Below are 23,918 nucleotides of genomic sequence, written 5' to 3'. Positions count from 1 at the left end.
AACTAAAATGATAGGTATGATGATTAGATATAGATTATGGGTATTGTGCTTGGTATTTCCAACATGGGTTTGGGCGGAAAATACGACACGTACATGCACTTCTTTTACACAGCAGGGACGTCAGGTGACTTTTCACCTGGCGGACAGTGCCGCCTTGCAATTGCAACTTTGCAGCTCTTCCGTCGTGAAAATCTGGTTCTCACCCGATGGGCAATTGCAACGAAGAAATACTTCGTTTGCAGTGATTAATGAAGAACTGGAAGAGGTAGGAACTATTCATGTGGATGAACAGGCGGCCTGTTATGAGATATTTACTCCGAAGTTGCGTATCCGGGTGAATAAATCTCCGATGAGTCTTCAGATATTCGATAAATATCAGAAACTCCTGTTTAGTGATTATGCCGATAAAGGCCATGTCAGTGAAGGAACGAAGAAGGTGGAATATAAAGTGCTTCGTCGTGACGAGCACTTCTTCGGACTTGGTGAGAAAGCGGGAAAGATGGACCGTCGTGGCGAGTCTTATAAGATGTGGAATAGTGACAAACCTTGTTATAGTGTGGTAGAAGATCCTCTTTACAAGAGTATTCCTTTCTTTATGAGCAATTACCGGTATGGTATTTTCCTTGATAACACCTATAAGACGGAATTCAAATTCGGAACAGAGAGCCGTGATTATTACAGCTTTGAAGCTCCGAACGGGGAAATGGTATATTACTTTATCTTCGGTAAAGACTATAAAGAAATCATCAGCCAATACGTCGGACTGACTGGAAAACCTATCATGCCGCCGAAATGGGCGTTGGGTTTTGCTCAATGCCGCGGTCTGTTGACAAGTGAAAAGCTAAGTCGTGAGATAGCCGAAGGCTACCGGAAACGGGGAATCCCTTGTGATATTATCTATCAGGATATCGGCTGGACAGAATATTTGCAGGATTTCGAATGGCGCAAAGGAAACTATGAAAACCCCAAAAAGATGCTTTCGGATTTGAAAGAGATGGGTTTTAAGGTAGTCGTATCTCAAGACCCGGTAATTGCACAAGCCAACAAAAAACAATGGGAAGAAGCAGACCGTCTGGGCTATTTTGTAAAGGACAATACGAACGGTAAAAGCTACGATATGCCTGGCCGTGGGGTGGGAACTGCGGAGTGGTAGATTTCACCCTGCCTACCGTAGCCGACTGGTGGGGAACTTATCAGCAGAAACCTATTGACGATGGTGTCTCCGGCTTCTGGACAGACATGGGCGAACCTGCCTGGAGTAACGAAGAGCAGACGGAGCGCCTGGTGATGAAGCACCATCTCGGTATGCACGATGAAATCCATAACGTCTATGGTCTGACCTGGGACAAAGTGGTAAAGGAGCAATTTGAAAAGAGGAATCCGGACCGTCGTGTTTTTCAAATGACTCGTGCTGCTTATGCCGGATTGCAACGTTATACGTTTGGCTGGACGGGTGATAGCGGAAACGGAGACGATGTACTGCAAGGTTGGGGGCAATTAGCCAATCAGATTCCCGTAATGCTTTCCGCCGGATTGGGATTAATCCCGTTTTCTTCTTGTGATATTACCGGTTACTGTGGAGACATTGAGGATTATCCGGCTATGGCGGAACTCTATACCCGTTGGATTCAATTCGGAGCATTTAATCCTTTGAGCCGTATCCACCATGAGGGAGATAACCCGGTGGAACCGTGGCTTTTCGGGCCGGAAGCGGAAAAGAACGCGAAAGCGGCTATCGAACTGAAATATCGTTTGTTACCGTATATCTACACTTACGCCCGCGAAGCGTATGATACAGGATTGCCTATCATGCGGCCTCTGTTTCTGGAATATCCAATGGATATGGAAACTTTTTCTACGGATGCCCAATTCATGTTCGGTCGTGAATTACTGGTAGCTCCCGTGGTGAAGAAAGGTGTCCGCACAAAGAACGTATACCTTCCCGAAGGCACATGGATAGACTACAACAACAAGCAGACGGTCTACACCGGAGAGCAATGGACTACCGTTGACGCTCCCTTGTCCTCTATTCCCATGTTTGTGAAGCAAGGTTCCATCATCCCCACCATGCCGGTGATGAACTACACCCATGAGAAACCGGTATATCCACTTACTTTTGAAATCTTCCCCGCACAGGAAGATGCACAGGCAGCCTTTACTCTTTACGAAGATGAAGGAGAAGACTTAGGATATCAGCGTGATGAATTTGTCAAAACACCGATTATTTGCAGCACTCTGGCAAATGGATATGAACTGACAGTCTCTGCCCGTGAAGGAAAAGGATACACTGTTCCCGGTCCGAGAAATCTGTTGTTCCGTATTTATTCTGCGAAAGCTCCGAAAGAGATAACTGTCAAAGGAAAGAAGATAAAGAAAACTAAACCGGAACGCTTGGAAGAAGATTTAGAGAATGACACGGAATCTGTATTATGGAGTTGGGATAAAGAAACTGGTGTCTGTAGTGTGAGAATACCTGATAAAGGTGTTGATGAACAGTTGATGATTACTTTTAAATAAACAGGGAGCTGTTGGCAAGCTAATATTCAGAGTTTTTCTTTCGTTTTATATGGATAATGTGTAGATTCGCACGAAACTCATATCAGAAATGTGTAAGTTATCACATTTCTGATATCAAAAGTGTGATTCATTATGAGAAGCTTTTCCAACCCGCTTACCTGATTCGCTATTCAATGCTGAATTTGAAACAAGATGGTAATTTGATTAATATCCCCCTGTTTTTGGCGGATAAGACAAAAGAGCTATTGAAGGATAAAAGTTGAAAGAGCCTTCTGAAGGAATCAGTAGCCTCTTAAAAAACGATGATTCTTAAAAAAGGAATATTTAATCATTGGAAGAAGGACGTGAATTGCAGTTTGGTAAAGAAAAGCAGGAAAATGTCCTGCATTTGTAATTACGCGATTCTCTATTTCTGCTGTTTCGAAAATATGGCTATCAAGCTGCGATAGATTTTTAATTATTTTTGTTATTTGGAGAACAGATGCCCGAATAACTAATCATTTTATTGTTTTTTCCTTTCCGATATATTATGGTAAACTAGAGAAAAAATGTTTCTTAATAGTTCATTTTTATCTTCTTCACCGGGGAACGATAGCTTCCTCGGTGAGGAACAAGTCGATGCACACCGAGGAACACTTCGTTGGTTTTAAAGCAATGAGCGGTTTCTGAATAGAGAAAGATGCATATCCTGTTTGCTTTTATGCAATATTAGGCATCTTTTTGTATGCTCATGCATTTATTTATGCAGTTTATTTTCCGGTTCGTTATTTTCTAATTGGCCATTTCCTTGTATAATATTAAAAATAGAACATTGCTTATTAAATAGGATTAGCTGTATACAAGAGACTGGATAGTTTCTCGCATACAGCTAATTAAATCTATTCTTTTACGTATCTTAGATATGTCCGTATTCGAATTCCGGGATATCGCCTTTCGCGGACATTTTAGCAAAATCAATCAGATTGGCCAAGTGGCGGATCACCAGTTCTTTCATTCCTTCTTTGTCCCTATCTTTTATCTTCTGTAACATTTCCCTATGTTCTGCATGAACCGTTTTTTGAGGAACAGCACAAACTTTGTATTTTTGATAATATTTTAAAATATCGGGAGTAATAATAAGCAGGAGTGAACTGATAACCGGATTATGTCCGCCTTGCGCAATGGCCTGGTGAAAGGCAAAATCTTTTTCGACACGAAGGTCTGTATCAAACTTTTCTTCCAGTTCGACAAGCGTGTTTTCGATATTCTTCAAATCCTCTTCTGTGCGGTTTACTGCGCATAATTTGCAGACCTCTATTTCCAGAAGTACACGTACATAAACCAAGCTTGAAAAATCATATCTGCTGATTTTCAATGCATCGGTAATCATAGTATCCAACTGGTCTTTGGAGAATTCGGATACCACTGTTCCACTCTGAGGATATGTTTTTACAATACCGTATAATTCCAGTTTCTGCAATGCCTCGCGAACATGTGACCGACTGACTTTCAAAAGTTCGGATAATTTACGCTCAGAAGGGAGACGCTCTCCCGGTAAAATCTGACGTTCTGATATTTGTTTTTTTATGTGTTCTATTACATGCTTAACTGGTTGCGAATTGATTTCGTCTTTCATAAGATATAAATATTTTAAAAAGATGACCTTTTCCGTTTCGGCTGTAAAAGTACAAATATTATCTTTCAAAGTAAAGCTTTCTAGTAAAAATATTCTCCTGTCCTTTTATATAGAGGTACGCGTAACGTGTTATTTATAAGCGGCTTATATCTAATTATTAATAATATTAATTGGTAGACCAAAATTTTGGTTTACCAATTTTAATCGTTACGTTTGTCACAGAAATTAAAACACTAATCTATGAACAACTCCTGTATTTTTAAAAAAGTCGTGATGATGTTCCTGTTGTTGGTAGGGACATTGAACGTTTACTCCCAGCATGTAGTTACTGGTAAGGTGATAGATGAACAGGGTCCGTTGATTGGAGCTTCGGTGACAGTGAAAGACGCTGCCGTTCCTACCGGTACTGTGACGGACGCTGAAGGTAAATACTCCATTAAGGTTCCTAATTCCAAGACAATTTTGGTTTATTCGTATATCGGTTACGTTGATAAGGCGGAAGCGGTTGGCAAACGTACAGTTGTGAATGTGACGTTGGAAGAAGATTCGAAGATGTTGGATGATGTTGTGGTAATCGGTTACGGTACACAGGCGAAATCTCATTTGACAGGTTCGATTTCAAAGTTGGAAGGTGAGAAGCTGATTAATGCTCCGGTGAGTGATGTCACTACTGCCTTGCAAGGTGCTATGACTGGATTGACGGTTTCTAATGAGACATCGGAAGTGGGTGTGACTCCTTCTATCCGGGTACGCGGTACGGGTTCCATTTCCGCAGATAGTGAACCGTTGGTTATCATAGATGGATTTCCCGTATCCGGTGGTTTGTCGTCTATCAATGCTGCGGATGTGAAGTCTATTGAAATTTTGAAAGATGCGGCTTCGGCTGCTATTTATGGTTCACGTGCTGCCAATGGAGTGATTATGGTGACGACAAAGAGCGGTACGCCGGACAAACCGAAATATTCTTTTAAGTTCTATCAGGGATTTAAATACGCTTATCAGTTGCATGATATGATGACTTCTTCCGAATGGTTGGGCTTATTGGAAGAAGAAGCTGCCTTAGGTGGTCCGAAAGTACCGAGTGCTGCTCGCGGGGCTGCTTATTTGGAAAGCCAGATGGGGACTACCGACTGGCAGAAAGAGGGCTTGCGTGATATGGCAGGTATCACGAATGTGCAGATGAGTGTTTCGGGCGGACGCAAAGAGACGAAATATTTTATTTCAGCGGCCTATACTAAAGACCAGGGGGTGATGCTCAACAATTCACTGGACAAACTGAATTTCCGTACTAAAGTGGATACCAAACTCTCAAAGATAGCTACGGTGGGTGTTAATATATCCGGTACATATAGCAAGACGGAACGTCCGAAAAATAACTTTATTGATTTCTATCGTACTCCCTCTTTTTTACCGGTCTATCACAATGCGTATAGTACAGACCTGACCGGATATACCGGATTTGCAAGAGGTAGCCATTTTAACAATATTATGACACCGACTGCCGTGGATGCCGATGGAAATCCGTTGTTGGATGCCGACGGTAACCGGGTATTGGAAAAATCGTCTCCATTTAGCTCTGCCAATAATAATCCGGCGAGCGTAATGACTAATACTTTTCGTTGGAGCGAGACTATGCAAGGATTGGCCAGCATGTATCTCACGCTTGATCTTTGTAAAGGATTACAGTTTAAGACATCCAACGGCTTGAATGTTCGTTTTGCCCCTTCTTATTATTATGCAAATAAGGACGCTACGAAAGACAAGGAAGCAAGCCGCGCTACTTATTCCAGTGCACTTTATATTGATTTGTTGAGTGAGAATACCTTGAGTTACCATTTGGACTTTGGAAAGAATAAAGACCATAGTCTTGACGCTTTATTGGGATATACTGTAGAAAAGACACGGAATCAGCGGGTGGCTATGGCTGCGACGGGATTTGCTACGGATGACATTCATACTTTGAATGCCGCCACTGTTTACGAGTTGGCTAGTGAGGGTAATGGAAATACGGCGGGTACGGGAACTTTCAGATATCCGGATGTTGTATTGGAATCTTATCTGGGACGTGTCAATTATAGTTATCTGGGGCGCTATTTGTTGTCTACCTCTCTACGTCTGGACCGTTCATCGCTCTTTTCCAAAGGAAACCGTAATGCCTGGTTCCCTTCCGTATCACTGGGTTGGCGCGTGAGTGAAGAGAAATTCATGAAGGGTATCAAGGCTATTTCTAACTTGAAACTTCGTGCATCGTATGGTGTGACAGGAAATAACCGTATCAGTTATAATGCAGCCCTCGAGGTATTGAACAGTGCGAATTACGTGACCGGCAAAGGTACGGGTTCATTGGTTAATGGTTCTGCGAATATCTCTTCTTCGCTGGCTAATTCTAATATAACATGGGAGCAGACTGATGAGTTTAACTATGGTCTGGATTTGGGACTTTTCAACAACCGTATCAATCTGGCGATAGATGCTTACTATTCAGTGACGCGTGCGTTATTGTTCGAACAACCGACGCAATCGTTTACCGGTTACACACACTATTGGAATAATATAGGAAAAGTCCGTAACTCAGGTTTGGAAATCCAGCTTGATACGCATAATATGAAAAGCCGTAAGTTTTCATGGGATACTAATATAAATTTCTCACTTTCGCGTAATAAATTATTGGAGTTAGGCGGTGAACAACAAATGATTTCTTTGGGTGAAAGAAATGAGGGTTATCTTGCTAAAGTGGGTGAGCCGTTGATTCAATTCTATGGATACAAAACGTGTGGTGTATGGAATAGTGCGGAAGAGATTGCAGCTAATCTTCATTTTTCAGACGATGCACCGGGGGGGATACGCATTGTCGATACCAATAATGACGGCTCTTTGACTCCTGAAGACCGGGTTGCGTTGGGCACTCCTTACCCGGATTTCACATGGGGCATCACCAATACTTTCCAAATTAAAGATTTCGACATCTCATTCCTTATTCAGGGTGTACAGGGCATCACAGTGCTTAATGGTGATGTATATTATAATGAAACAAAGAAGTGGAACAAGAAGTACACAAAGAACCGTTGGGTAAGCGCAGAACATCCGGGTGACGGAAAAACGCCTTATCAGAATGTGAAAACGGGACATGACCTCATGCTTACTGATTATCCTTTGCAAAATGCTTCTTATGCTTGTCTGCGTAACTTTACAGTGGGATATACCTTGCCGGCAACTGCTGCCCGTAAGATTAAGTTATCAGGTGTACGTTTTTATGTGTCGGGCAGTAACTTGCTCTATATTTGGGGAAGTGGCTACAAAGGCATTAATCCGGAGTCGCGTATGACATCCGGTAATTATTCCAGTGCAATGATTTCGGGGTATCAGCGTGGTGGGTTCCCGTTGACTTCTACCATTTCTGCCGGTTTTGATATTAATTTTTAATGGAGGAAAACGATGAAAAAAATAAATTATATAGGATTATTGTTAATCGTCATGGTATTTTCCGCTTGTGATTTGGATCAATATCCTTATTCGGAAGTGGCGGCAGATAAGTATGTGAAAGATGCTTCGTCGGTAAATAATCTGGTGCTGGGTTGTTATAATTCCCTGCATGATGTGATGTATTACGAATGGGCCATGACAGAATTGCGCTCGGATAACGGACGTATGTATGCTGCAGGTTCTTCTTCGAATACTACACGACTGGTGGAACAGCTCGACCAGGGTACTATCGTACCGGAAAACGAATGGGTGGAAACGTACTGGAATGCCTGTTATGCCACAATTGCACGGGTAAACAATGTTATATCTTACCTTGATGTAGTGACGGACGAGACATTGCGGAACCAATATGAGGGAGAAGTACTTTTTCTTCGTTCATTGGAGTATTTCAATCTGGTCCGTTTATGGGGGCCGGTATTTATCGTTACTTCCAAGGTTCCTTCTGAAGTGGCCCGTGATATGCAACGCTCTACGGTGGATGAAGTATATGCGCTTATTGAAGGAGATTTGGAGAATATTGTCAATAATGAACTGTTGCCCGGTAAGATGGCGGACGGTGACTTGGGACGTGCTGACCTGAACGCGGCAAAAGCGTTGCTTGCCAAAGTATATGCTACGCACTACCGGGCGGGTGACGAGAAATATGCCCGTGCCGCCCGACTGTGTAAGGAAGTACTCGAAAGTGAATCTGTGGGAAATCCGCAATCGGGTAGTGATCTTGTGGCTTATGATAAGGTTTTTGATATTGGCAATGAGATGAATAAGGAGATAATCTTTGCAGTTCGTTACCTTTCGGGAAATGCCGGTATCGGTTCGCCGTTCGGCAATATGTTTGCTCCGGTCAATAATGGTGCAAATGTGATTATCGGTACTTCTTCCGGTTATAATACTCCTACTGACAATATTATTGCAGCTTACGAGCAAAGAGGTGCGGGTGCTGATAAACGTCTGGATGTGAATATCGCCCAGAAATATTTCAATACAACTACTCAGACGTGGGTGACGGAAGGTAATTGCCGTTACTGTAAGAAGTATGTAAATCCTGTAACTACACAGTATGATGGCGAAAGTGACTGGCCTGTGATTCGTGTGGCTGATATTGCTTTACTTTATGCTGAATTGACAAATGAAATCTCGGGGCCTTCGGCAGACAATCTGAAGTATTTGAATATGGTTTGTGAACGTGCCGGTGTTTCTACATATACACTGACCGACCTGCCAGGTCTTTATGATTTTAGAAAGGCTGTACGTAATGAGCGCAGGCTTGAACTGGCTTTTGAGAACCAGCGTTGGTTTGATCTTCTTCGTTGGGGTATCGCTACTCAGACAGTAAACAACTACTTGAACAGCGAGCTTCTTTATACGGAATATTCTTATACGGTGAATGATATAGAAGATTGGCAAACATTTCTGCCTATTCCGGTGAGTGTGATTGACATTAATCCAGAGATAGCACAGAATACGGGTTATTAATCTTTTAAATGCTTACGAATATGAAACAATATAGAAAATGGAGTCTGGCATCATTGTTTGTCTGTTTATTCTTTTTGTGTGGTTGTGATTCTACATCGATGAAGGATGTGGCGGTTAGTTCACCGGAAATTCTTTCTTTCTCGCCCGAGAGTGGAAGCATAGGTAGTGAGATTGTTGTTACCGGAGAATATTTGGATGATGTGGTAAGTGCTACTATCGGTGGTGGAAAAGCCGTTATCCTACAGAAAGTGTCCAACCGGCGTTTGTCCTTGAAAGTGACAAATCAGGCACGCAGTGGTAAAATTGTATTGGTAAATTCGATAGGTGAGGGTGTGTCCGAAGGAGATTTTATCCTTGAATATCCGGCTCCTGTCGTTTCACAGGCGGGAATGCCTCAGAAGTTGAAATGGGCAATAATTTGTTGCTTTCCGGTAGTTCCATGAATGTGGTGAGTGCTGTTCTTTTCACTGCCGAAGGGGGGACAGAAGGAAATGAGGCAGAGATCATCTCACAAAGTGAGAATGAGATAGTAGTAAAGGTTCCTTATGTGGAAAGCGACAAGGCTATTGTAACATTTAAATATTTTAATGGAACAAAAGAAGTGGAGACGTCAAGTTCGTCTGCACCCAAGTTCACGGTGAAACGTTATCAGCCGGAGGTTACAACTACTGTATTTGAACCAATCAACGTGGGAGATATGGTAGTGCTGGAGGGAGCATATCTAAATAAGATTGATAAAGTGCTGTTAGGTGATATTGAGTGTACTATTACGTTGCAGACTGAAACTGAATTAAAGTTTGTTGTACCTTCATCTGAGAATTATGTAGATGGAGATAATACGGTGGTACTGAAGATTTCCTATTTCGACGGACGCGAAGTGCACACCTTGACGGATGTGTTTGTGGTGAAAGTGCCTTTCATTTATTTCTGGGAGAATAGAAAAGTATATGGTCAGGGACGTATTGAGGGACAGCTATCTTCTTTCTTCTCTCCAGAAACGGGATTGGTCTATGCAAATAGTGATTGGAGTACTGTAGTAGATCCGGTTTCTATGAAATATAAAGCTGCTACTTGTTCTGCTAATAATAAACCGGCGGTTTCAGAGAGCGAATATAATTCAGTAAATCCCTATTTTTTCTTCTCAGGAGCTTCTGCAGGGCAATTACAGATTAATAGTCCGGCAAACTCAAAAACACAATTGAGAAACTTCTATTCTACAACAAATTCCAGTTCGCAAGTGACAGGAGGAAAAATAGATTGTTATGGTACACCGGCATTAACTTTCTTATGGCTTGACCCATCTAAATCAGGCTATAAAACTCTGATTGATGAAGTGAAGAACGGTACATTATCAAAGATTGATGAGACTACTTTCCCAATAGATGTGGAAGCTAAAACTTGTCGTGGTTTTAGTATTGCAAGTGCAAAGCTTCGCCTAATACAGATGTTTGGGCACCAGATATATTTAAGGTAGGTGAAGAAAAGGTTGCCAATGTAGATGCTGTTTTGCTTGTATTCTATTATAATGTAAAAGGATCAGTCGATAATGTTGCTGATAATATAAAACGTATCGGAGTTTTACACATAAAAACAGTTGACTTTAAGTTGTATAATAACACGAATGCACCTTCGTCCAGTTCTATTGAATTCGATATGTACTGGCAGAAACAAGATTACGATTACTCAAAAGTTCAATAATTAATGATGACACGAAATATACATAAGGCAATTATAGCGCTCCTACTTGTCGGGCTACCGTCAATCACTTTTGCAAAAAGATACGATGTAGCGCTTCCCGAAGTAGCTTCCTATTTAAAAACTGCCCAACCCGGCGACCGGATTTACATCAAGGACGGCCAATACAAAGATATGCAGTTGAAATGGATAGGCAAAGGAACGGAGAAATCTCCTATTACGATAGAAGCCCTGAACCCCGGAAAAGTAAAGATAGAAGGTGGCTCCATCTTGCGGATAGCGGGCGAGTGGCTATCTGTCAGCGGATTGCATTTCACTGACGGATATGCTCCCAAAGGTTCCGTAATAGAATTCCGTAACGGACAAGAACTGGCTAATCACTGTCGTCTGACGAATTGTGTGATAGACAAATTTAATCCGTCCCGCCGGGACCAGGCTTACAGCTATATATTGCTTTATGGTCGTCACAACAGAGTAGACCATTGTTCGTTGACAGGAAAACTTAACTTGGGGGTGACACTGATTGTCATCCTCAACGACGAACGTTGTCTGGAGAATCATCACCGGATTGACCATAACTACTTTGGAGAAAGACCCGTGTATGGCTCGAACGGTGCCGAAACAATGCGCGTAGGAACTTCCCAGCAAGCTTACAGTTCTTCAAATACGGTGATTGAGAACAACTTGTTCGAACGTTGCTCCGGTGAAGTGGAAGTAATTTCTATTAAATCCAGTGATAACATCATCCGCAACAATACGCTGTTGGAATGTGAAGGAGTGGTAGCACTGCGTCATGGTGACCGTAATACTGTGAATGATAACTTGTTTATCGGTAACGGACGTCGTAATACCGGCGGTATCCGTGTCGTCAATGCCGGACATCAGATTTACGATAATGTATTGGTCGGCTTGGCAGGTACCCGTTTCTTCTCAGCTTTGGGAGTTATGGATGCCGTACCCAATTCGTTACCTAATAGATATTGTCAAGTTGTTGATGTCAAGATGTACCGTAACACATTCGTAGATTGCACGAATATAGAATTTGGTACAGGCAAGGATATGGAACGTACTCTTGCACCGGAAAAAGTCTCATTCACGGATAATATCATCATCAATAAAGGACTCGACCAGCCTTATATAGCCGTTGACGACGTAGCGGGTATCCAGTTCAAAGATAACAAAGTGCAATTGGCAAAGAACTACTCGGCTCCGGGATTTACTACGGAAAAAGTAAAAGCTCCCCAGTTGCCCGACGATGCTGCGATACGTAAGGATAAAGGCGCTTCCTGGTTTAAGAACCAAGTGGCACACCCAGCAGCGAATGTTCATAAGGAATACAATGTGTCTCCGGGAACGAACTTGTCCGAAGTCATTCATTCGGCAGAACCGGGTGGCGTCATTATTTTGGCGAAAGGCACATATCCTATCCAACGTGCTATGTTCATTGACAAACCGTTGACTATCCGTGCAGCCGATGCAGCCAACAAGCCGCTTGTCCGTTTCAACGGAGATAAGCCGGATAATATGGTAACTATTGCCGATGGCGGCAAAATGGTCATTGAGAATATAACATTCGATGGCGTATTAGAGCCCGGAAAGGCTTTGGCTAAAGCAGGAATTTCTACTGCCTTTGATATGATACAACCTTATACACTGATAGTAGACGCTGCGAATTCCAGAACTTCGGAGAAGGCGGATTCTTTGCCATTAAAGGAACAAAAGCTACTTTTGCCGAAAGCGTTACCATCCGCAACTGTCTTTTCCGCGATTTATCAGGAGATGCTATCAACTATGCGGCAGAGAAAGATGATATAGGTCGCTATAATGCCGACGACATGTTGATTGAAAACTGTTCCTTCTACCGTCTGTTGGGTTTACCTATTAATATTTATCGTGGCGGAAGCGATGAAAGTACGGCAGGCCCTTATATTACTATCAGACATTGTACCTTTGTAGACTGTTGCAACAAAGAACGTGGAAGTGTCATGCGCCTGATTGGCCCGCAAGTACTGACAGTAGAGAACTGCAATTTTGATAATAGCGGACGCGGCGGGGCAACTATCCGCCTGGATGAGGCGACCTGGGAGAAAGTACGCATTGCAAACTGTAATCTGTGGAATTCCGGTAGAATGATGACTACCACTTCCCAGGCAATACAGGGAAAGATGTACAATTTCCGTCCCGCATATATCAATGCCGAAGCATACGATTATACTCCGGTTGAGGGTAGCGAACTGGAAAAACTCTCTATCGGCTTGAAAAAGAAGTAGAACAGTTGTCATACGATACTATTATTGAAATAGAAAATGATGTAAGATGAGAAAACTTATTATTTGCATATTCATGGTTTTAGGTGGATACCTCTTTTCATTTGCCCAACATCCGTCCCTTCTTTTCACACAGGAAGAAGTGAACGAGATGAGGGCAGGAAAGGGGACAGTACCCGCATTCGACAAATCTCTTTCGGAAGTGTTGGCCGCAGCCGATGCAGCAGTAAACTCTCCTGTTTCCGTACCGGTTCCCGTAGATGGCGGTGGCGGTGTGGTACACGAACAGCATAAATCCAATTACTATGCCATGTTCCATTGTGGAGTTGCCTATCAGTTGACAGGGGATAAGAAATATGCCGCCTACGTGGGCGATATGTTGGAAGCCTATGCAAAACTATACCCTACTTTAGGGTTCCACCCCCTGCAACTTTCCCCCGTCCCGGGACGTCTGTTTTGGCAGACACTGAATGAAAGTGTATGGCTGGTGCATACAGCGGTTGCTTATGACTGTATCTATAACACACTCTCATCCAAACAGCGTGCCACTATCGAGAAGAATCTTTTCGTTCCGATGGCGGACTTCATCATGGACGGTATGGGAGACAACCATGCAAATAACAAGACATTCAATAAAATGCACAACCATGCTACATGGGCTACGGCCGCCGTCGGTATGATTGGCTTTGCGATGAATCGTGAAGATTACGTAAAGAAGGCACTTTACGGTTCTGACGGAACAGGCAAACGGGGCGGCTTTATCCGCCAGATGGATTACCTGTTCTCTCCCGACGGTTACTTCACGGAAGGAGCCTACTATCAACGTTATGCCATCTGGCCTTTCGTCATCTTCGCCCAATGCATCGAGAATAAACTGCCGGACTTGAAAATCTTCAATTACCGGGATAGCATTCTTTCAAAAGCCCTCTCCACATTGATACAACTTTCTTATGAAGGCGAATTCTTCCATATTAATGATGCCTTGCTGAAAGGGCTTTCCGCACAGGAACTGGTATATGCGGTAGACATATTGTATAATGTTAATCCTTCGGACAAATCACTGCTGTCCGTTGCAAATAAGTACCAGCATACTTATCTCCCTACTAGCGGCGGTTTTAAAGTAGCCCGTGATATTGCCCGCGGAGAAGCTGCTCCGATTATCTATCGTAGCAGTGTATTTCGTGACGGGCGCAAGGGGGATGAAGGCGGTGTAGCCGTAATCCGCTCCACAGATTCTAATCTGAACAGCGCCTTGACACTGAAAGCTACCTCACACGGCTTGAGCCATGGACATTTTGATAAACTGACAATGGCTTATTACGACAATGGGAACGAGATTCTGCCCGACTACGGTGCTTCCCGCTTCTTGAATATCGAAGCCAAGTACAAAGGTCATTATACCCGTGAAAACCAATCGTTTGCCAAACAGACTATTGCGCACAATACATTGGTCGTGGACGAAACATCCCACTTTGCCGGAGATATAAAAGTCTCTTCCCGTTATCATTCAGATATTATTTACCATGATTTCAACGGCGGACATTTTCAGGTAATGGTGGCGAAAGACACCAATGCCTATCCCGGAATAGAGATGAAACGTACACTGGCTTACGTGACTACCCCTTTCCTGCAATTCCCGTTAATCTTGGATGTGCTGCAAGCAAATGCGGACAAAGAGCACCAATACGATTACCCTATCTGGTATAACGGGCACTTCGTTTCCCTGAACTTCCCTTACGCCAAAGCAACTAACGAACTGAAAACTCTTGGCACGAAAGACGGCTATCAGCATCTTTGGCTGGAAGCCTGGGGACAGAACAAGAGCCGAAATACATCAAGCTTCACCTTTGTTAATAAGGATCGTTTCTATACTATTAGTATAGCTACTACTGCGCAAACAGAGATGAAGATGCTTCGTCTGGGTGCCAATGACCCTGATTTCAACTTGAGAAACGAAACCGCTTTCCTGATAAGGGAAAAAGCACGGAAGAACCATACATTCGCCACTTCCATCGAAACGCATGGAGAATATGATGTGGTAATGGAAACTTCCAGTAACCTGACCTCATCTTGCGAAGAGGTGAAAGTCGTGATGGATACGGCTTCCTATACAGTGGTGAAAGCAACCTATAAAGGCGGGCATTCCGTAATGCTTTGCTTGAGCAATACCGATGCCGACAAAGAGAAAGGGCACCGCCTGACGGTCGAAGGCACTATGTATGCTTGGAACGGTCGTTGCGGAGTATTTATGAAATGATGATTAGTTTTCCGTTTCTCAGGTATTAATACCTGTCTTCTCAAGTATTAATACTTATCGGCTCAACTGTTAACACTTGACAACTTAACAGTTAACACTTGACGAACGGTGAATTAACTTCTGAAATACAGTGAATTAACAACTTGATTACAGGATGTTAATATGGGATGAGATAACTAATGAAAGATGAGTTATAAATGAATCGAGAATATAATAAACCATTAATAGACAGAAATATGAAAACATGTAGTGAAACTTATCAGTTTGAGAAAGATTTGAAGTGGGAAAATCCTGCTCCGGGTGTAAATCGCCAGATTATGGCGTATGACGGTCAGTTGATGATGGTCAAAGTGAAATTTGACAAAGGTGCAGTAGGGAGTATGCATGAGCACTACCACAGCCAGGCGACTTACGTAGTAAGTGGCAAGTTTGAACTAACCATTGGCGATAAGAAAGAAATCCTTTCTGCCGGAGACGGCTACTATGTAGCGCCCGACGAGCTGCATGGTTGTGTTTGCCTCGAAGCCGGTATCCTGATTGATACGTTCAGCCCTGTGCGTGCAGACTTCTTAAACCTGTAAACGTATGAAGGTAAAAGGACTCCGATGGATGGTTATCGGGTTAATTATGCTGATAACCATCATCAACTATTTGGATAGAGGTACGCTCAACTATATGTGGGTGGCTAATATCGACTATCACTTGGTTTCCGAAGCGGATGCGTCGGCAGATAAAGGTAATCATGCCGTCCTGGCAGGAGAGCAGTATATCCTGACAGCCGCTAATGGCAACCGGGATTCTGTCAGCGTAGCCAACGTACAGATGAAGGAGAAGAACGGCGTTACGTTCGTAACCAATCGCGAAGGTATCGCTATCGACCTCGGCTTGATAGACCGCAACGACCCGGATGCTTCGCAGAAAGCGAAAGATATTCTTGGTCTGATAACTATCTTCTTTATGATAGCATACGGTATCAGCCAGCTTGTCTCCGGGAAACTGTACGACAAGATTGGATGCCGGAAAGGTTTCTTCTGGAGCGTGCTCGTCTGGGGGGCGGCAGATGCATTAGCATCCCTTTCACGGGGAATCTTCTCGCTGACCTTCTTCCGGATGATGCTCGGATTGGGGGAAGCCGGTCCGTGGCCCGGTACGACGAAAAGCAACGCCGAATGGTTCCCGCAGAAGGAACGCGCTTTCGCACAGGGTTTGTTCGGGGCGGCAGCATCCATCGGTTCAATCCTTGCACCGATTATTATCCTGATGCTCTTCATTGCTTTCGGCTGGAAACTGACTTTTATTGTAGTCGGCGGATTAGGACTGATTTGGTTGATTCCCTGGTTGATTATCAATAAGGAAGGGCCGAAGAAGCATCCCTGGATTACAGAAGAAGAACGTACCTATATCTTGAGCGGTCAGCCCGAACAGGAGCTGAAAACCGAGGATAAAGGAAAAAGCTGGGGCGAACTGCTCCGGGTGAAAAAGAACTGGTCTGTCATTTTGGGACGGTTCTTCCTCGACCCTATCTGGTGGATGTTCGTGACATTCCTGCCGTTATATCTGGCAGATGTGTTCCACTTGAATATCAAAGAGGTGGCATTCTCCGCTTGGGTTCCGTATGTAGGTGCGGCATTGGGAAGTATTGCCGGCGGCTGGTATTCCGGTTGGCTGATAAACCGGGGACATACGGTGAACTATGCCCGTAAGGCGGCAATGCTGCTTGGTGGGATTATCATCATCCCGTCTATCTTGGCAGCTATCATGTCTACTACGGCTCCGGTCGCTATCGTTTTCATGGCATTGGTACTGGGTGGATTCCAGTTCTTTATGACGAACTTGCAGACTATCCCGAGCGACCTGCACAGCGGCAAATCTGTCGGCTCGCTGGCAGGACTGGGCGGTGCTTCGGCCGTATTAGGTACTATCCTGGCAATCCTTTTTGCCAGTTATATTACGAATTGGATATTATTATTCAGTCTGTTGGGAGCTTTGGTGCCGCTATCGCTGTGTTCCATCTTCCTGACAGTAGGAGAGATTAAACAAATAAAAAAATAAACGTATTTTAAAAACAAGACAATTATGAAATTAGAAGGAAAAGTAGCTATCGTAACAGGTGGCGCACGCGACCTTGGTCGTGCAATATCAGTGAAATTGGCAGCAGAAGGTGCAAAAGTTTGCCTGAACTATTTCGACAATGAAGCCGATGCACAGGAAACATTGGCACTGATTAAAAATGTCGGTGGCGAAGCAATCGCAGTTCAGGGTGATATGACAAAGGCTGCTGCGGTAAAGAATCTTTTTGCAGAGTGTAACAAGGCATTCGGCGACAAGGTAGATGTATTGGTGAATGTAGTAGGCGGCATTGTAGGCCGTAAGAAAATCACCGAACAGGACGAAGACTGGTATGACTTCCTGATGGATGTCAATATGCGTTCCGTATTCCTCTGTACCCGTGAAGTGGTTCCGATGATGCCGGCAGGCGGTTCTATCGTCAACTTCTCTTCATTGGCTGCCCGCGACGGCGGTGGCAATGGAGCTTCCATGTATGCAACCGCGAAAGGTGCGGTAATGACATTTACCCGTTCCATGGCGAAGGAACTCGGCCCTCAGGGAATCCGTTGCAACGCTATCTGTCCAGGCACGATTGCCACTTCTTTCCACGACCGTTTCAATACGCCGGAAAACCGCGAACGTATGAAGGCTTCCTACGCATTGCGTCGTGAAGGAACTGCCGATGAAGTTGCCGACCTGGTTTGCTTCCTCGCTTGCTCCGAATCTTCTTACCTGACAGGTACGAACATTGACATTAACGGTGGCTGTTTCTTCTCTTAAAGAAGAAAGCTGATACCGTCATTCCGAACGTAGTGAAGAACCTGCCCCTTGGCAGATACCAGAAGCAGGTTCTCCGCTTCGCTCCGAATGACATACTTACCTACTTTAAAGAAAATATTTATGAGACGAATCTTTGCTATATGGGCTGTATGCCTCTGTTGGGGGATACTGAATGCCGCCCCCTTAGGCCCGTTTAATGCGACTTTGCTTGAACAGCTAAAAAACGACTATCAGAAAGGTGAGAAGGAAGTCACCCGATACATTGAACTTCAGGAAAAGGTGGCAGAGAAATATATAAAGATGACTCCTCTATCGGTGACTGCCAAGAAAAAACTTCCCCCCAGTAAAGATCCCAGGGATTATATGACCTTATCTCCCTATTGGTGGCCTGATTCTACAAAAATAGACGGACTTCCCTATATCCGGAAAGACGGTGAACGAAATCCCGAAGTCTACGAATACCCCGAACGTGAGAATGCCAACCGTTTCGGTGATGCCGCTTACTGCCTGGGAGTACTCTATTATATCACAGGAAAAGAAGTCTACGCCAAAGCATGCGCCAACCACTTGCGGACATGGTTCACAGACCCGAAACTGGGTATGAACCCGAATATGACTTATGCCCAAGCCGTGCCGGGTATGAAGAAAATGAGAGGTTCGGGCTTCATAGACTCGCGCCGTTTCAGCCGTGCGTTGGGTGTTGCCAAACTGATAGAAGGCTCGAAAAGCTGGACTCCCTCGGATAAGAAAAAACTCGATGATTGGGCTACCGCCTTCTGTTACTGGATGGAGAACAGCACGCAAGGGCAAAGGGAATCTCATGCCGCCAACAATCATGGCTTGTGGTACGAAGCCATCCACTTGATGGTACTGGCTTACTTGGACCGTACCGACCGTATCCGCGAAGTGGCGGAACAAAGTATTCTCCCCAAGATGGGTGCACAGATTGCCGACGACGGCTCGTTACCCCAGGAACTGAAACGGACTCTCTCCCTGCATTATTCCACTTTCGCTCTGGAAGCCTTAATGGAAGCCAACCAAATTACCAGCCAGATAGGCATCAATCTATGGAGTACCCCTGCTTCCAACGGAAAAGTGGCTTCGCAGGCGGTAGATTATCTGTATCCGTTTTATCTGAATCCCGAAGACTGGAAATTTAAACAGATTAAACCTTTCGACCAGTCCCGTGCCGCCATTCTTCTTTATGAAGCGGGAACGGCATTGGGTAATCAGAAGTATGTCGATACGGCAAAGCGCATCGGTTTGAAATACAGTACGTCCGATGTGGAAACAATACCTTATCTGGTTTTAAAGAAGAAATAAAATTTGAAGAAGAAATAAGATTATCTGTACCTAATATAAAGTGATAACATGAAACTGAAACTGATTTTTTGTTTGTGTATGCTGCCGCTTCTCTGCCTTGCGCAGGAATCTCAACCACAGCAGTTCTCCAACCGCTATGGCATGAAGATGACGCGGAACGACGACGGTTCTTATGCCTTGTTGTATGCAAAGAAATATGCGAAGTTTATTGATGTGAACACCATTCCCGATGTGATGGTTCCCTATACCTATCAGGCAGACCGCTTGAAAAGCAAGGATTATAAAGGAGTGACTACAAAGGACATCGTCTACAAGAAACATAAGGATTACGAATTGATACTCACGGTAGACTTTGCTGAGACAGAGAAGCCTGCCCCGTTTGTCGTTTATATCCACGGTGGTGGATGGGCGCGCGGTAATAACGGCTCGTCCCGGTCTTTATCCCAATACTTGGCGAAACAGAAAGGCATAACAGGCGTACGTGTCTCTTATACATTGGCACCTCAATCCGATGCAACGGTGAAAGTCTCTATCCAGGATATTCTGGACGCAGTGAAGTATGTACAGGAGCATGCCGCAGAACTGAACATTAACCCTGATTGCTTCGGTTTCCTGGGTACTTCTGCCGGTGCGCACTTGGCAGCAGTAGCTGCGATGACTGTTCCCGGTACAAAGGCTTTCGTAGGCTATTCCGGAATATATAACTTGGAAAAGGCTGCCATCACCATGAAAACAAAAGACCCTCAGCGTATTGCATACTTCTGTGACAGAGAGCCGAAAGTGCTTCGTGAAGCCTCTCCCATAAATCTGATTCCAAAGAAGGACGTTCCTGCTTCCATGCTGGTATGTGGCACGTGTGATGTTACGGTAGAGTGTGAACAGAGCGAAATGTTCGCATCGGCTTTAAAGAAAAGAGGGGGAGTCTGCGACTTGTTGAAGTATGAATACTATGACCATAACGTAAGTTCGAAGACTTCGGACAAGATGGAAGAGATTTTCTTCAAGTCGGTAGATTTCCTGACTAACCATATTAAATAAATCCAAATGAGAAAAGGAATTTTATTCTTAGCTCTTTTCGCCTTTATCGCCTGCTCCAACAGTTCGTCGGAAGTGATAGATGAGAAAGAACAACTGAAACCGGAACAACCGGTGGATGGCACATTAACCGCTGACGGTAATAGCGCAAAAACGTATGACTTGATTAAACGTTCGGGCTATAACCACGAAGCTCCCGACTCCTCGCGCGAACATAAGACAGAGCACTTCCAACATATTCAGCAGGTGCATGACAACCAGCTAAATAAGTACGTATTTGCTTTCTTTATTCATGCCGAGATAGATGATGACCGCGGACTGACAAACATCACCGACCGCCAGCGTAATGAGATAAAGACGGATAATAAGTCTCCGAAAAGCCTTGTCGGACAAAAGGGAGAGACTATGGTGTTTCGCTGGAAATTCTGTTTGCCGACAGGATTCCAGACGACAGCCAAATTCTCCCATCTCCACCAGTTGAAGGGTATTGATAATTCATCGGGCACGGCAGACGTCGGTTCTCCACTCATTACCCTGACTGCTTATTCCAACAGCGGCAGTAAAGGCGGTCAACAACTGCGCGTACGTTATGACAAACGTGGCGGAAGCACTACTACCCTTGCCAGTACAGACCTTGCTGGCTTCCTCGGCAACTGGGTGGAAGTAGAAGAAAAAGCCTGTTTCGGTGAGAACGGTTCGTATGAAGTAGTCATCACACGCATAAAAGACGGAAAAGTTCTCTTGGAATTTAGTTCTGAAAAGATGGATATGTGGCGTACGGATTGTACGGGACTTCGTCCCAAATGGGGTATCTACCGCTATTTGGGTGAAGATAGGACCTGGCAAGACCAGTTGCGTGACGAAGAAATTCGTTTTGCCGATTTCTCTATCAAGAAACTTTAGAGAGGGATTTTAAAGAAAACCTTAGAAAAGGACAAACAGTTCGTTTTGTCTATTATGGTGGTCTCCTGTCCGGAATATACTTTGAGGTATATTTTCGGGTGGGAGATTGTCGTTTATTATAGGCATATTAAAACTAAATATGCTAGGGGAAGACGGTGGGATATTTGAATGGGGTATTGATGTATGTTTTGTCAAAAGCAGGTAATTTATGTTCTTCTGATTTTATATCAAGTTGCGTGATTTGTATTTAGTAGGATTTCTACTTGACGAAACCTGAAAAGATGGAGGAGGTAAGATATGTTTTGTCGATTATGATTTATTTTCTTTCTATTGCTTGGTAATATCAGAAAAAGCTATATATTTGTGCGGTCAATCTATAAAATTGAGGTAATAGCCAAGAAATAGTATTACTGATATTCATGGCAGATTGTTTAAGTAGAGTCTTTATTTGAAATGGTAAGGTAATGAATAAGAAAGTAACATTAAAGGATATAGCTATAATGCAATCCGGCATATACATGAAAACTGATTCACAAGGTGAGGTCAGGTATTTGCAGGTAAAGGATGTTAATTCGGAGAATAAACTTGATTATACTCAAATAGCTACGGTAATAAATACAGGAATAAATGATAAGCATTGGTTGAAAAACGGAGATTTGTTGTTTGCGGCTAAAGGAGGCTCCAATTATTGCATACAGTATGAAGGGACAGAACGAAGTACTATAGCATCTTCATCTTTTATTATCATACGTCCCGTCATTAGTAACATATTACCGGAATTCCTTTGTTGTTTTTTAAATACATCGTCCATTCTTGGTATGTTGAAGAATGCAGCAGTAGGTACAGGTATTCAGGTGATTCCTCAATCGGTAATGGGGGAAATACAGCTTGATATACCATCTATAGAAGTACAAAAGCTTGTTGTAGAAATGGATCGGTTGAGAAAAGAAGGTGAATGTATTCGTAGTGAAATTGATATACTTAAACAGAGTTTGCAAGATCAGTTGTTGATGGATTCTTTAAAATGATTGTATTATGAAAGAGAAAGCATATTATATCGTAAGTAAAGCACGGCAAATTTTGGGTGGAACGATTTCTGCCGATCAGTGCAGGGATTATGTATTGGCTCTGCTATTTTTGAAATCTGCAAGTGAGTACTATAAATCAAATAATTCTTTTCAACAAGATGATAATAGCCCTGCTTTACGTTTGTTAGTGTCCGAGCGCAGTTCTTTCGATTATCTATGTAAAGAACTTGATTCACCGGAACTTGGCAGATTGATAAATATGGCTCTTTATGAACTGGAGCAGGTGAACGCTTTGGTTACTGAAGGTTATGAAATCAATAAAGCTATTGATTTCGAAAGTAATATATTAGGAGATATGAACGCGAGATCGATCAAGTTGCGTGAGCTTCTTTTGCTTTTTCAAGAAATCAGGCTGACTAATGCTACCGGGCAGTTGATAGACGTTGGTGATTTATATAATCAGTTGTTATATATATTTGCTGAAGAAGCAGGTAAAAAGATAAATAATGTGCTTACTCCTACAGAGGTAGTTAGTTTGATCACGAAACTAATAGATGGCGATAGAAAAAATGCTTGTTTGTGCGATCCGGCATCCGGTAGTGGTACTCTGTTGGTTGAGGTCGGTAAAAAAATGGGGATCAGAGGTACTGAGCTCTATGGGCAAGAAGTGAATTGGAATTTGTATGCATTGACAAAAATGAATCTGATGCTGAATGGCTTCAAGGGTGCGACTTTTCTTTGGGGAGATAGTCTTAGTAATCCTAAATTGTTGGATCATGGAGGGCTAAGAAAGTTTGATATTGTTGTCTCTGTGCCTCCATTTGCGGATAAGTGGGCAGCCGAAGAGGCTTATAGTGATTTTTACAAACGCTTTAAATATGGCATTCCTCCTAAAAGTCAGGTTACATGGGCGTATATAAGTCATATTTTGGCAAGTTTGCGGAATGACGGACAAGCTGTTGTAGTAGTACCGGTAGGCGTTTTGTTCCGAAATACTGAAAGTAAGATACGAGAGCAGATTATTGAACATAATTTACTTGAGGCAGTTATTGAATTGCCGCCGAATCTATTTTATGGAGCGGCTATCTCTACGGCAATTCTTGTATTCAGAAAGGAAAGAATGAGGACGCAAACTTTATTTGTTGACGCACGGAAGGGGTATATTTCGAATAAAGGACTTTGTAAACTTTCTGATAAAATGCTGGAACAGCTTTCGAATACATATAAAAAGTTTCTTGCCGGAGAAGAGATGGGGAGAGAAAAAAAAGGTTGTTCGTTCTATATCGCTACGCAGGATGAGATACGGCATAACAAGTACGATTTGAAAGTAATTAAGTATGTAGAGGATAAGATTGAGAGAAAGGAGATTGATGTAAAAGTTGCTTTACAAAGAATAGATGAATTGGAAGAGCGGTTAAAGTGTATTGATAAGCAATTTAAAGATTGTGCATGGCGATTGAGGGAGCTGACTAAAGAATAGTAATTATGAAAAA

Annotated in this window: 17 protein-coding genes and 1 pseudogene; 17 read left to right on the top strand and 1 reads right to left on the bottom strand. The window is 43.3% G+C overall.

Features of this window, described 5'->3' with window-relative positions:
• Positions 1 to 19 precede the first annotated feature (19 nt).
• Positions 20 to 2,517, top strand: a pseudogene (locus DXA05_RS19935) (TIM-barrel domain-containing protein).
• A gap of 122 nt (positions 2,518 to 2,639) precedes the next feature.
• The gene (locus DXA05_RS19930; RefSeq protein WP_284515633.1) at positions 2,640 to 2,780 is read left to right on the top strand and encodes a hypothetical protein; all 141 of its coding nucleotides are present in this window, start codon (positions 2,640 to 2,642) and stop codon (positions 2,778 to 2,780) included.
• A 632-nt stretch (positions 2,781 to 3,412) separates the two neighbouring features.
• Here the strand turns inward: DXA05_RS19930 and DXA05_RS19915 are convergent.
• Positions 3,413 to 4,132 (bottom strand): FadR/GntR family transcriptional regulator, encoded by a 720-nt coding sequence (locus DXA05_RS19915; RefSeq protein ID WP_087318745.1) that lies wholly within the window; start codon positions 4,130 to 4,132, stop codon positions 3,413 to 3,415.
• A 240-nt stretch (positions 4,133 to 4,372) separates the two neighbouring features.
• On the opposite strand from DXA05_RS19915, the gene DXA05_RS19910 reads away from it, so the two are divergent.
• From DXA05_RS19910 to DXA05_RS19850, 15 genes are all read left to right on the top strand, one after another.
• Positions 4,373 to 7,555 (top strand): TonB-dependent receptor, encoded by a 3,183-nt coding sequence (locus tag DXA05_RS19910; RefSeq protein WP_128859538.1) that lies wholly within the window; start codon positions 4,373 to 4,375, stop codon positions 7,553 to 7,555.
• Between the two features lie 12 nt (positions 7,556 to 7,567).
• A complete protein-coding gene (locus DXA05_RS19905) occupies positions 7,568 to 9,088 on the top strand; it encodes a RagB/SusD family nutrient uptake outer membrane protein (RefSeq protein ID WP_087318735.1) in 1,521 nt (506 codons plus the stop codon).
• Between the two features lie 20 nt (positions 9,089 to 9,108).
• Positions 9,109 to 9,531, top strand: coding sequence for an IPT/TIG domain-containing protein (locus DXA05_RS27945; RefSeq protein ID WP_284515632.1), 423 nt, complete (start codon positions 9,109 to 9,111; stop codon positions 9,529 to 9,531).
• Positions 9,495 to 10,562 carry a hypothetical protein gene (locus DXA05_RS27940; RefSeq protein WP_284515631.1) on the top strand — a complete coding sequence of 356 codons (1,068 nt, stop codon included), beginning with the start codon at positions 9,495 to 9,497 and terminating at the stop codon, positions 10,560 to 10,562. The genes DXA05_RS27945 and DXA05_RS27940 overlap by 37 nt, the downstream gene beginning before the upstream one ends.
• A 227-nt stretch (positions 10,563 to 10,789) precedes the next feature.
• Complete coding sequence (locus tag DXA05_RS19895) at positions 10,790 to 12,598, top strand: chondroitinase-B domain-containing protein (RefSeq protein WP_284515630.1); 1,809 nt, start codon at positions 10,790 to 10,792, stop codon at positions 12,596 to 12,598.
• Positions 12,490 to 13,053 (top strand): right-handed parallel beta-helix repeat-containing protein, encoded by a 564-nt coding sequence (locus DXA05_RS27935; protein ID WP_284515634.1) that lies wholly within the window; start codon positions 12,490 to 12,492, stop codon positions 13,051 to 13,053. The genes DXA05_RS19895 and DXA05_RS27935 overlap by 109 nt, the downstream gene beginning before the upstream one ends.
• A gap of 46 nt (positions 13,054 to 13,099) precedes the next feature.
• A complete protein-coding gene (locus DXA05_RS19890) occupies positions 13,100 to 15,307 on the top strand; it encodes a heparinase II/III family protein (RefSeq protein WP_008641352.1) in 2,208 nt (735 codons plus the stop codon).
• 236 nt (positions 15,308 to 15,543) lie between these two features.
• The gene (locus tag DXA05_RS19885) at positions 15,544 to 15,888 is read left to right on the top strand and encodes a cupin domain-containing protein (protein WP_008641351.1); all 345 of its coding nucleotides are present in this window, start codon (positions 15,544 to 15,546) and stop codon (positions 15,886 to 15,888) included.
• Positions 15,889 to 15,892: 4 nt separating this feature from the next.
• Positions 15,893 to 17,359 carry an MFS transporter gene (locus DXA05_RS19880; RefSeq protein ID WP_008641350.1) on the top strand — a complete coding sequence of 489 codons (1,467 nt, stop codon included), beginning with the start codon at positions 15,893 to 15,895 and terminating at the stop codon, positions 17,357 to 17,359.
• 24 nt (positions 17,360 to 17,383) lie between these two features.
• Positions 17,384 to 18,136, top strand: coding sequence for a glucose 1-dehydrogenase (locus DXA05_RS19875; RefSeq protein WP_008641349.1), 753 nt, complete (start codon positions 17,384 to 17,386; stop codon positions 18,134 to 18,136).
• A 120-nt stretch (positions 18,137 to 18,256) separates the two neighbouring features.
• Positions 18,257 to 19,459 (top strand): alginate lyase family protein, encoded by a 1,203-nt coding sequence (locus DXA05_RS19870; RefSeq protein ID WP_008641348.1) that lies wholly within the window; start codon positions 18,257 to 18,259, stop codon positions 19,457 to 19,459.
• Positions 19,460 to 19,507: 48 nt separating this feature from the next.
• Positions 19,508 to 20,497, top strand: coding sequence for an alpha/beta hydrolase (locus tag DXA05_RS19865; protein ID WP_008641346.1), 990 nt, complete (start codon positions 19,508 to 19,510; stop codon positions 20,495 to 20,497).
• A 6-nt stretch (positions 20,498 to 20,503) separates the two neighbouring features.
• Positions 20,504 to 21,397 (top strand): heparin lyase I family protein, encoded by an 894-nt coding sequence (locus DXA05_RS19860; RefSeq protein ID WP_008641345.1) that lies wholly within the window; start codon positions 20,504 to 20,506, stop codon positions 21,395 to 21,397.
• Positions 21,398 to 21,861: 464 nt separating this feature from the next.
• The gene (locus tag DXA05_RS19855; RefSeq protein WP_087323549.1) at positions 21,862 to 22,425 is read left to right on the top strand and encodes a restriction endonuclease subunit S; all 564 of its coding nucleotides are present in this window, start codon (positions 21,862 to 21,864) and stop codon (positions 22,423 to 22,425) included.
• A 7-nt stretch (positions 22,426 to 22,432) separates the two neighbouring features.
• Positions 22,433 to 23,905: an N-6 DNA methylase gene (locus tag DXA05_RS19850; protein WP_008641342.1), complete on the top strand. Its 1,473-nt coding sequence runs from the start codon at positions 22,433 to 22,435 to the stop codon at positions 23,903 to 23,905.
• Positions 23,906 to 23,918 lie beyond the last annotated feature (13 nt).

The sequence above is a fragment of the Bacteroides sp. AM54-2NS genome (assembly GCF_003602935.1).
Lineage (GTDB): Bacteria > Bacteroidota > Bacteroidia > Bacteroidales > Bacteroidaceae > Bacteroides > Bacteroides xylanisolvens.
This window is presented reverse-complemented; position numbering and strand designations above follow the sequence as displayed.

Bases quoted from the DNA above. Each gene is read 5' to 3' on its own strand.
- DXA05_RS19905 (WP_087318735.1), top strand. From the start codon at position 7,568: ATGAAAAAAATAAATTATATAGGATTATTGTTAATCGTCATGGTATTT.
- DXA05_RS19885 (WP_008641351.1), top strand. From the start codon at position 15,544: ATGAAAACATGTAGTGAAACTTATCAGTTTGAGAAAGATTTGAAGTGG.
- DXA05_RS19910 (WP_128859538.1), top strand. From the start codon at position 4,373: ATGAACAACTCCTGTATTTTTAAAAAAGTCGTGATGATGTTCCTGTTG.
- DXA05_RS19880 (WP_008641350.1), top strand. From the start codon at position 15,893: ATGAAGGTAAAAGGACTCCGATGGATGGTTATCGGGTTAATTATGCTG.
- DXA05_RS19875 (WP_008641349.1), top strand. From the start codon at position 17,384: ATGAAATTAGAAGGAAAAGTAGCTATCGTAACAGGTGGCGCACGCGAC.
- DXA05_RS19860 (WP_008641345.1), top strand. From the start codon at position 20,504: ATGAGAAAAGGAATTTTATTCTTAGCTCTTTTCGCCTTTATCGCCTGC.
- DXA05_RS19865 (WP_008641346.1), top strand. From the start codon at position 19,508: ATGAAACTGAAACTGATTTTTTGTTTGTGTATGCTGCCGCTTCTCTGC.
- DXA05_RS27945 (WP_284515632.1), top strand. From the start codon at position 9,109: ATGAAACAATATAGAAAATGGAGTCTGGCATCATTGTTTGTCTGTTTA.
- DXA05_RS19855 (WP_087323549.1), top strand. From the start codon at position 21,862: ATGAATAAGAAAGTAACATTAAAGGATATAGCTATAATGCAATCCGGC.
- DXA05_RS19850 (WP_008641342.1), top strand. From the start codon at position 22,433: ATGAAAGAGAAAGCATATTATATCGTAAGTAAAGCACGGCAAATTTTG.
- DXA05_RS27940 (WP_284515631.1), top strand. From the start codon at position 9,495: ATGGGCAATAATTTGTTGCTTTCCGGTAGTTCCATGAATGTGGTGAGT.
- DXA05_RS19915 (WP_087318745.1), bottom strand. From the start codon at position 4,132: ATGAAAGACGAAATCAATTCGCAACCAGTTAAGCATGTAATAGAACAC.
- DXA05_RS19890 (WP_008641352.1), top strand. From the start codon at position 13,100: ATGAGAAAACTTATTATTTGCATATTCATGGTTTTAGGTGGATACCTC.
- DXA05_RS19895 (WP_284515630.1), top strand. From the start codon at position 10,790: ATGATGACACGAAATATACATAAGGCAATTATAGCGCTCCTACTTGTC.
- DXA05_RS19870 (WP_008641348.1), top strand. From the start codon at position 18,257: ATGAGACGAATCTTTGCTATATGGGCTGTATGCCTCTGTTGGGGGATA.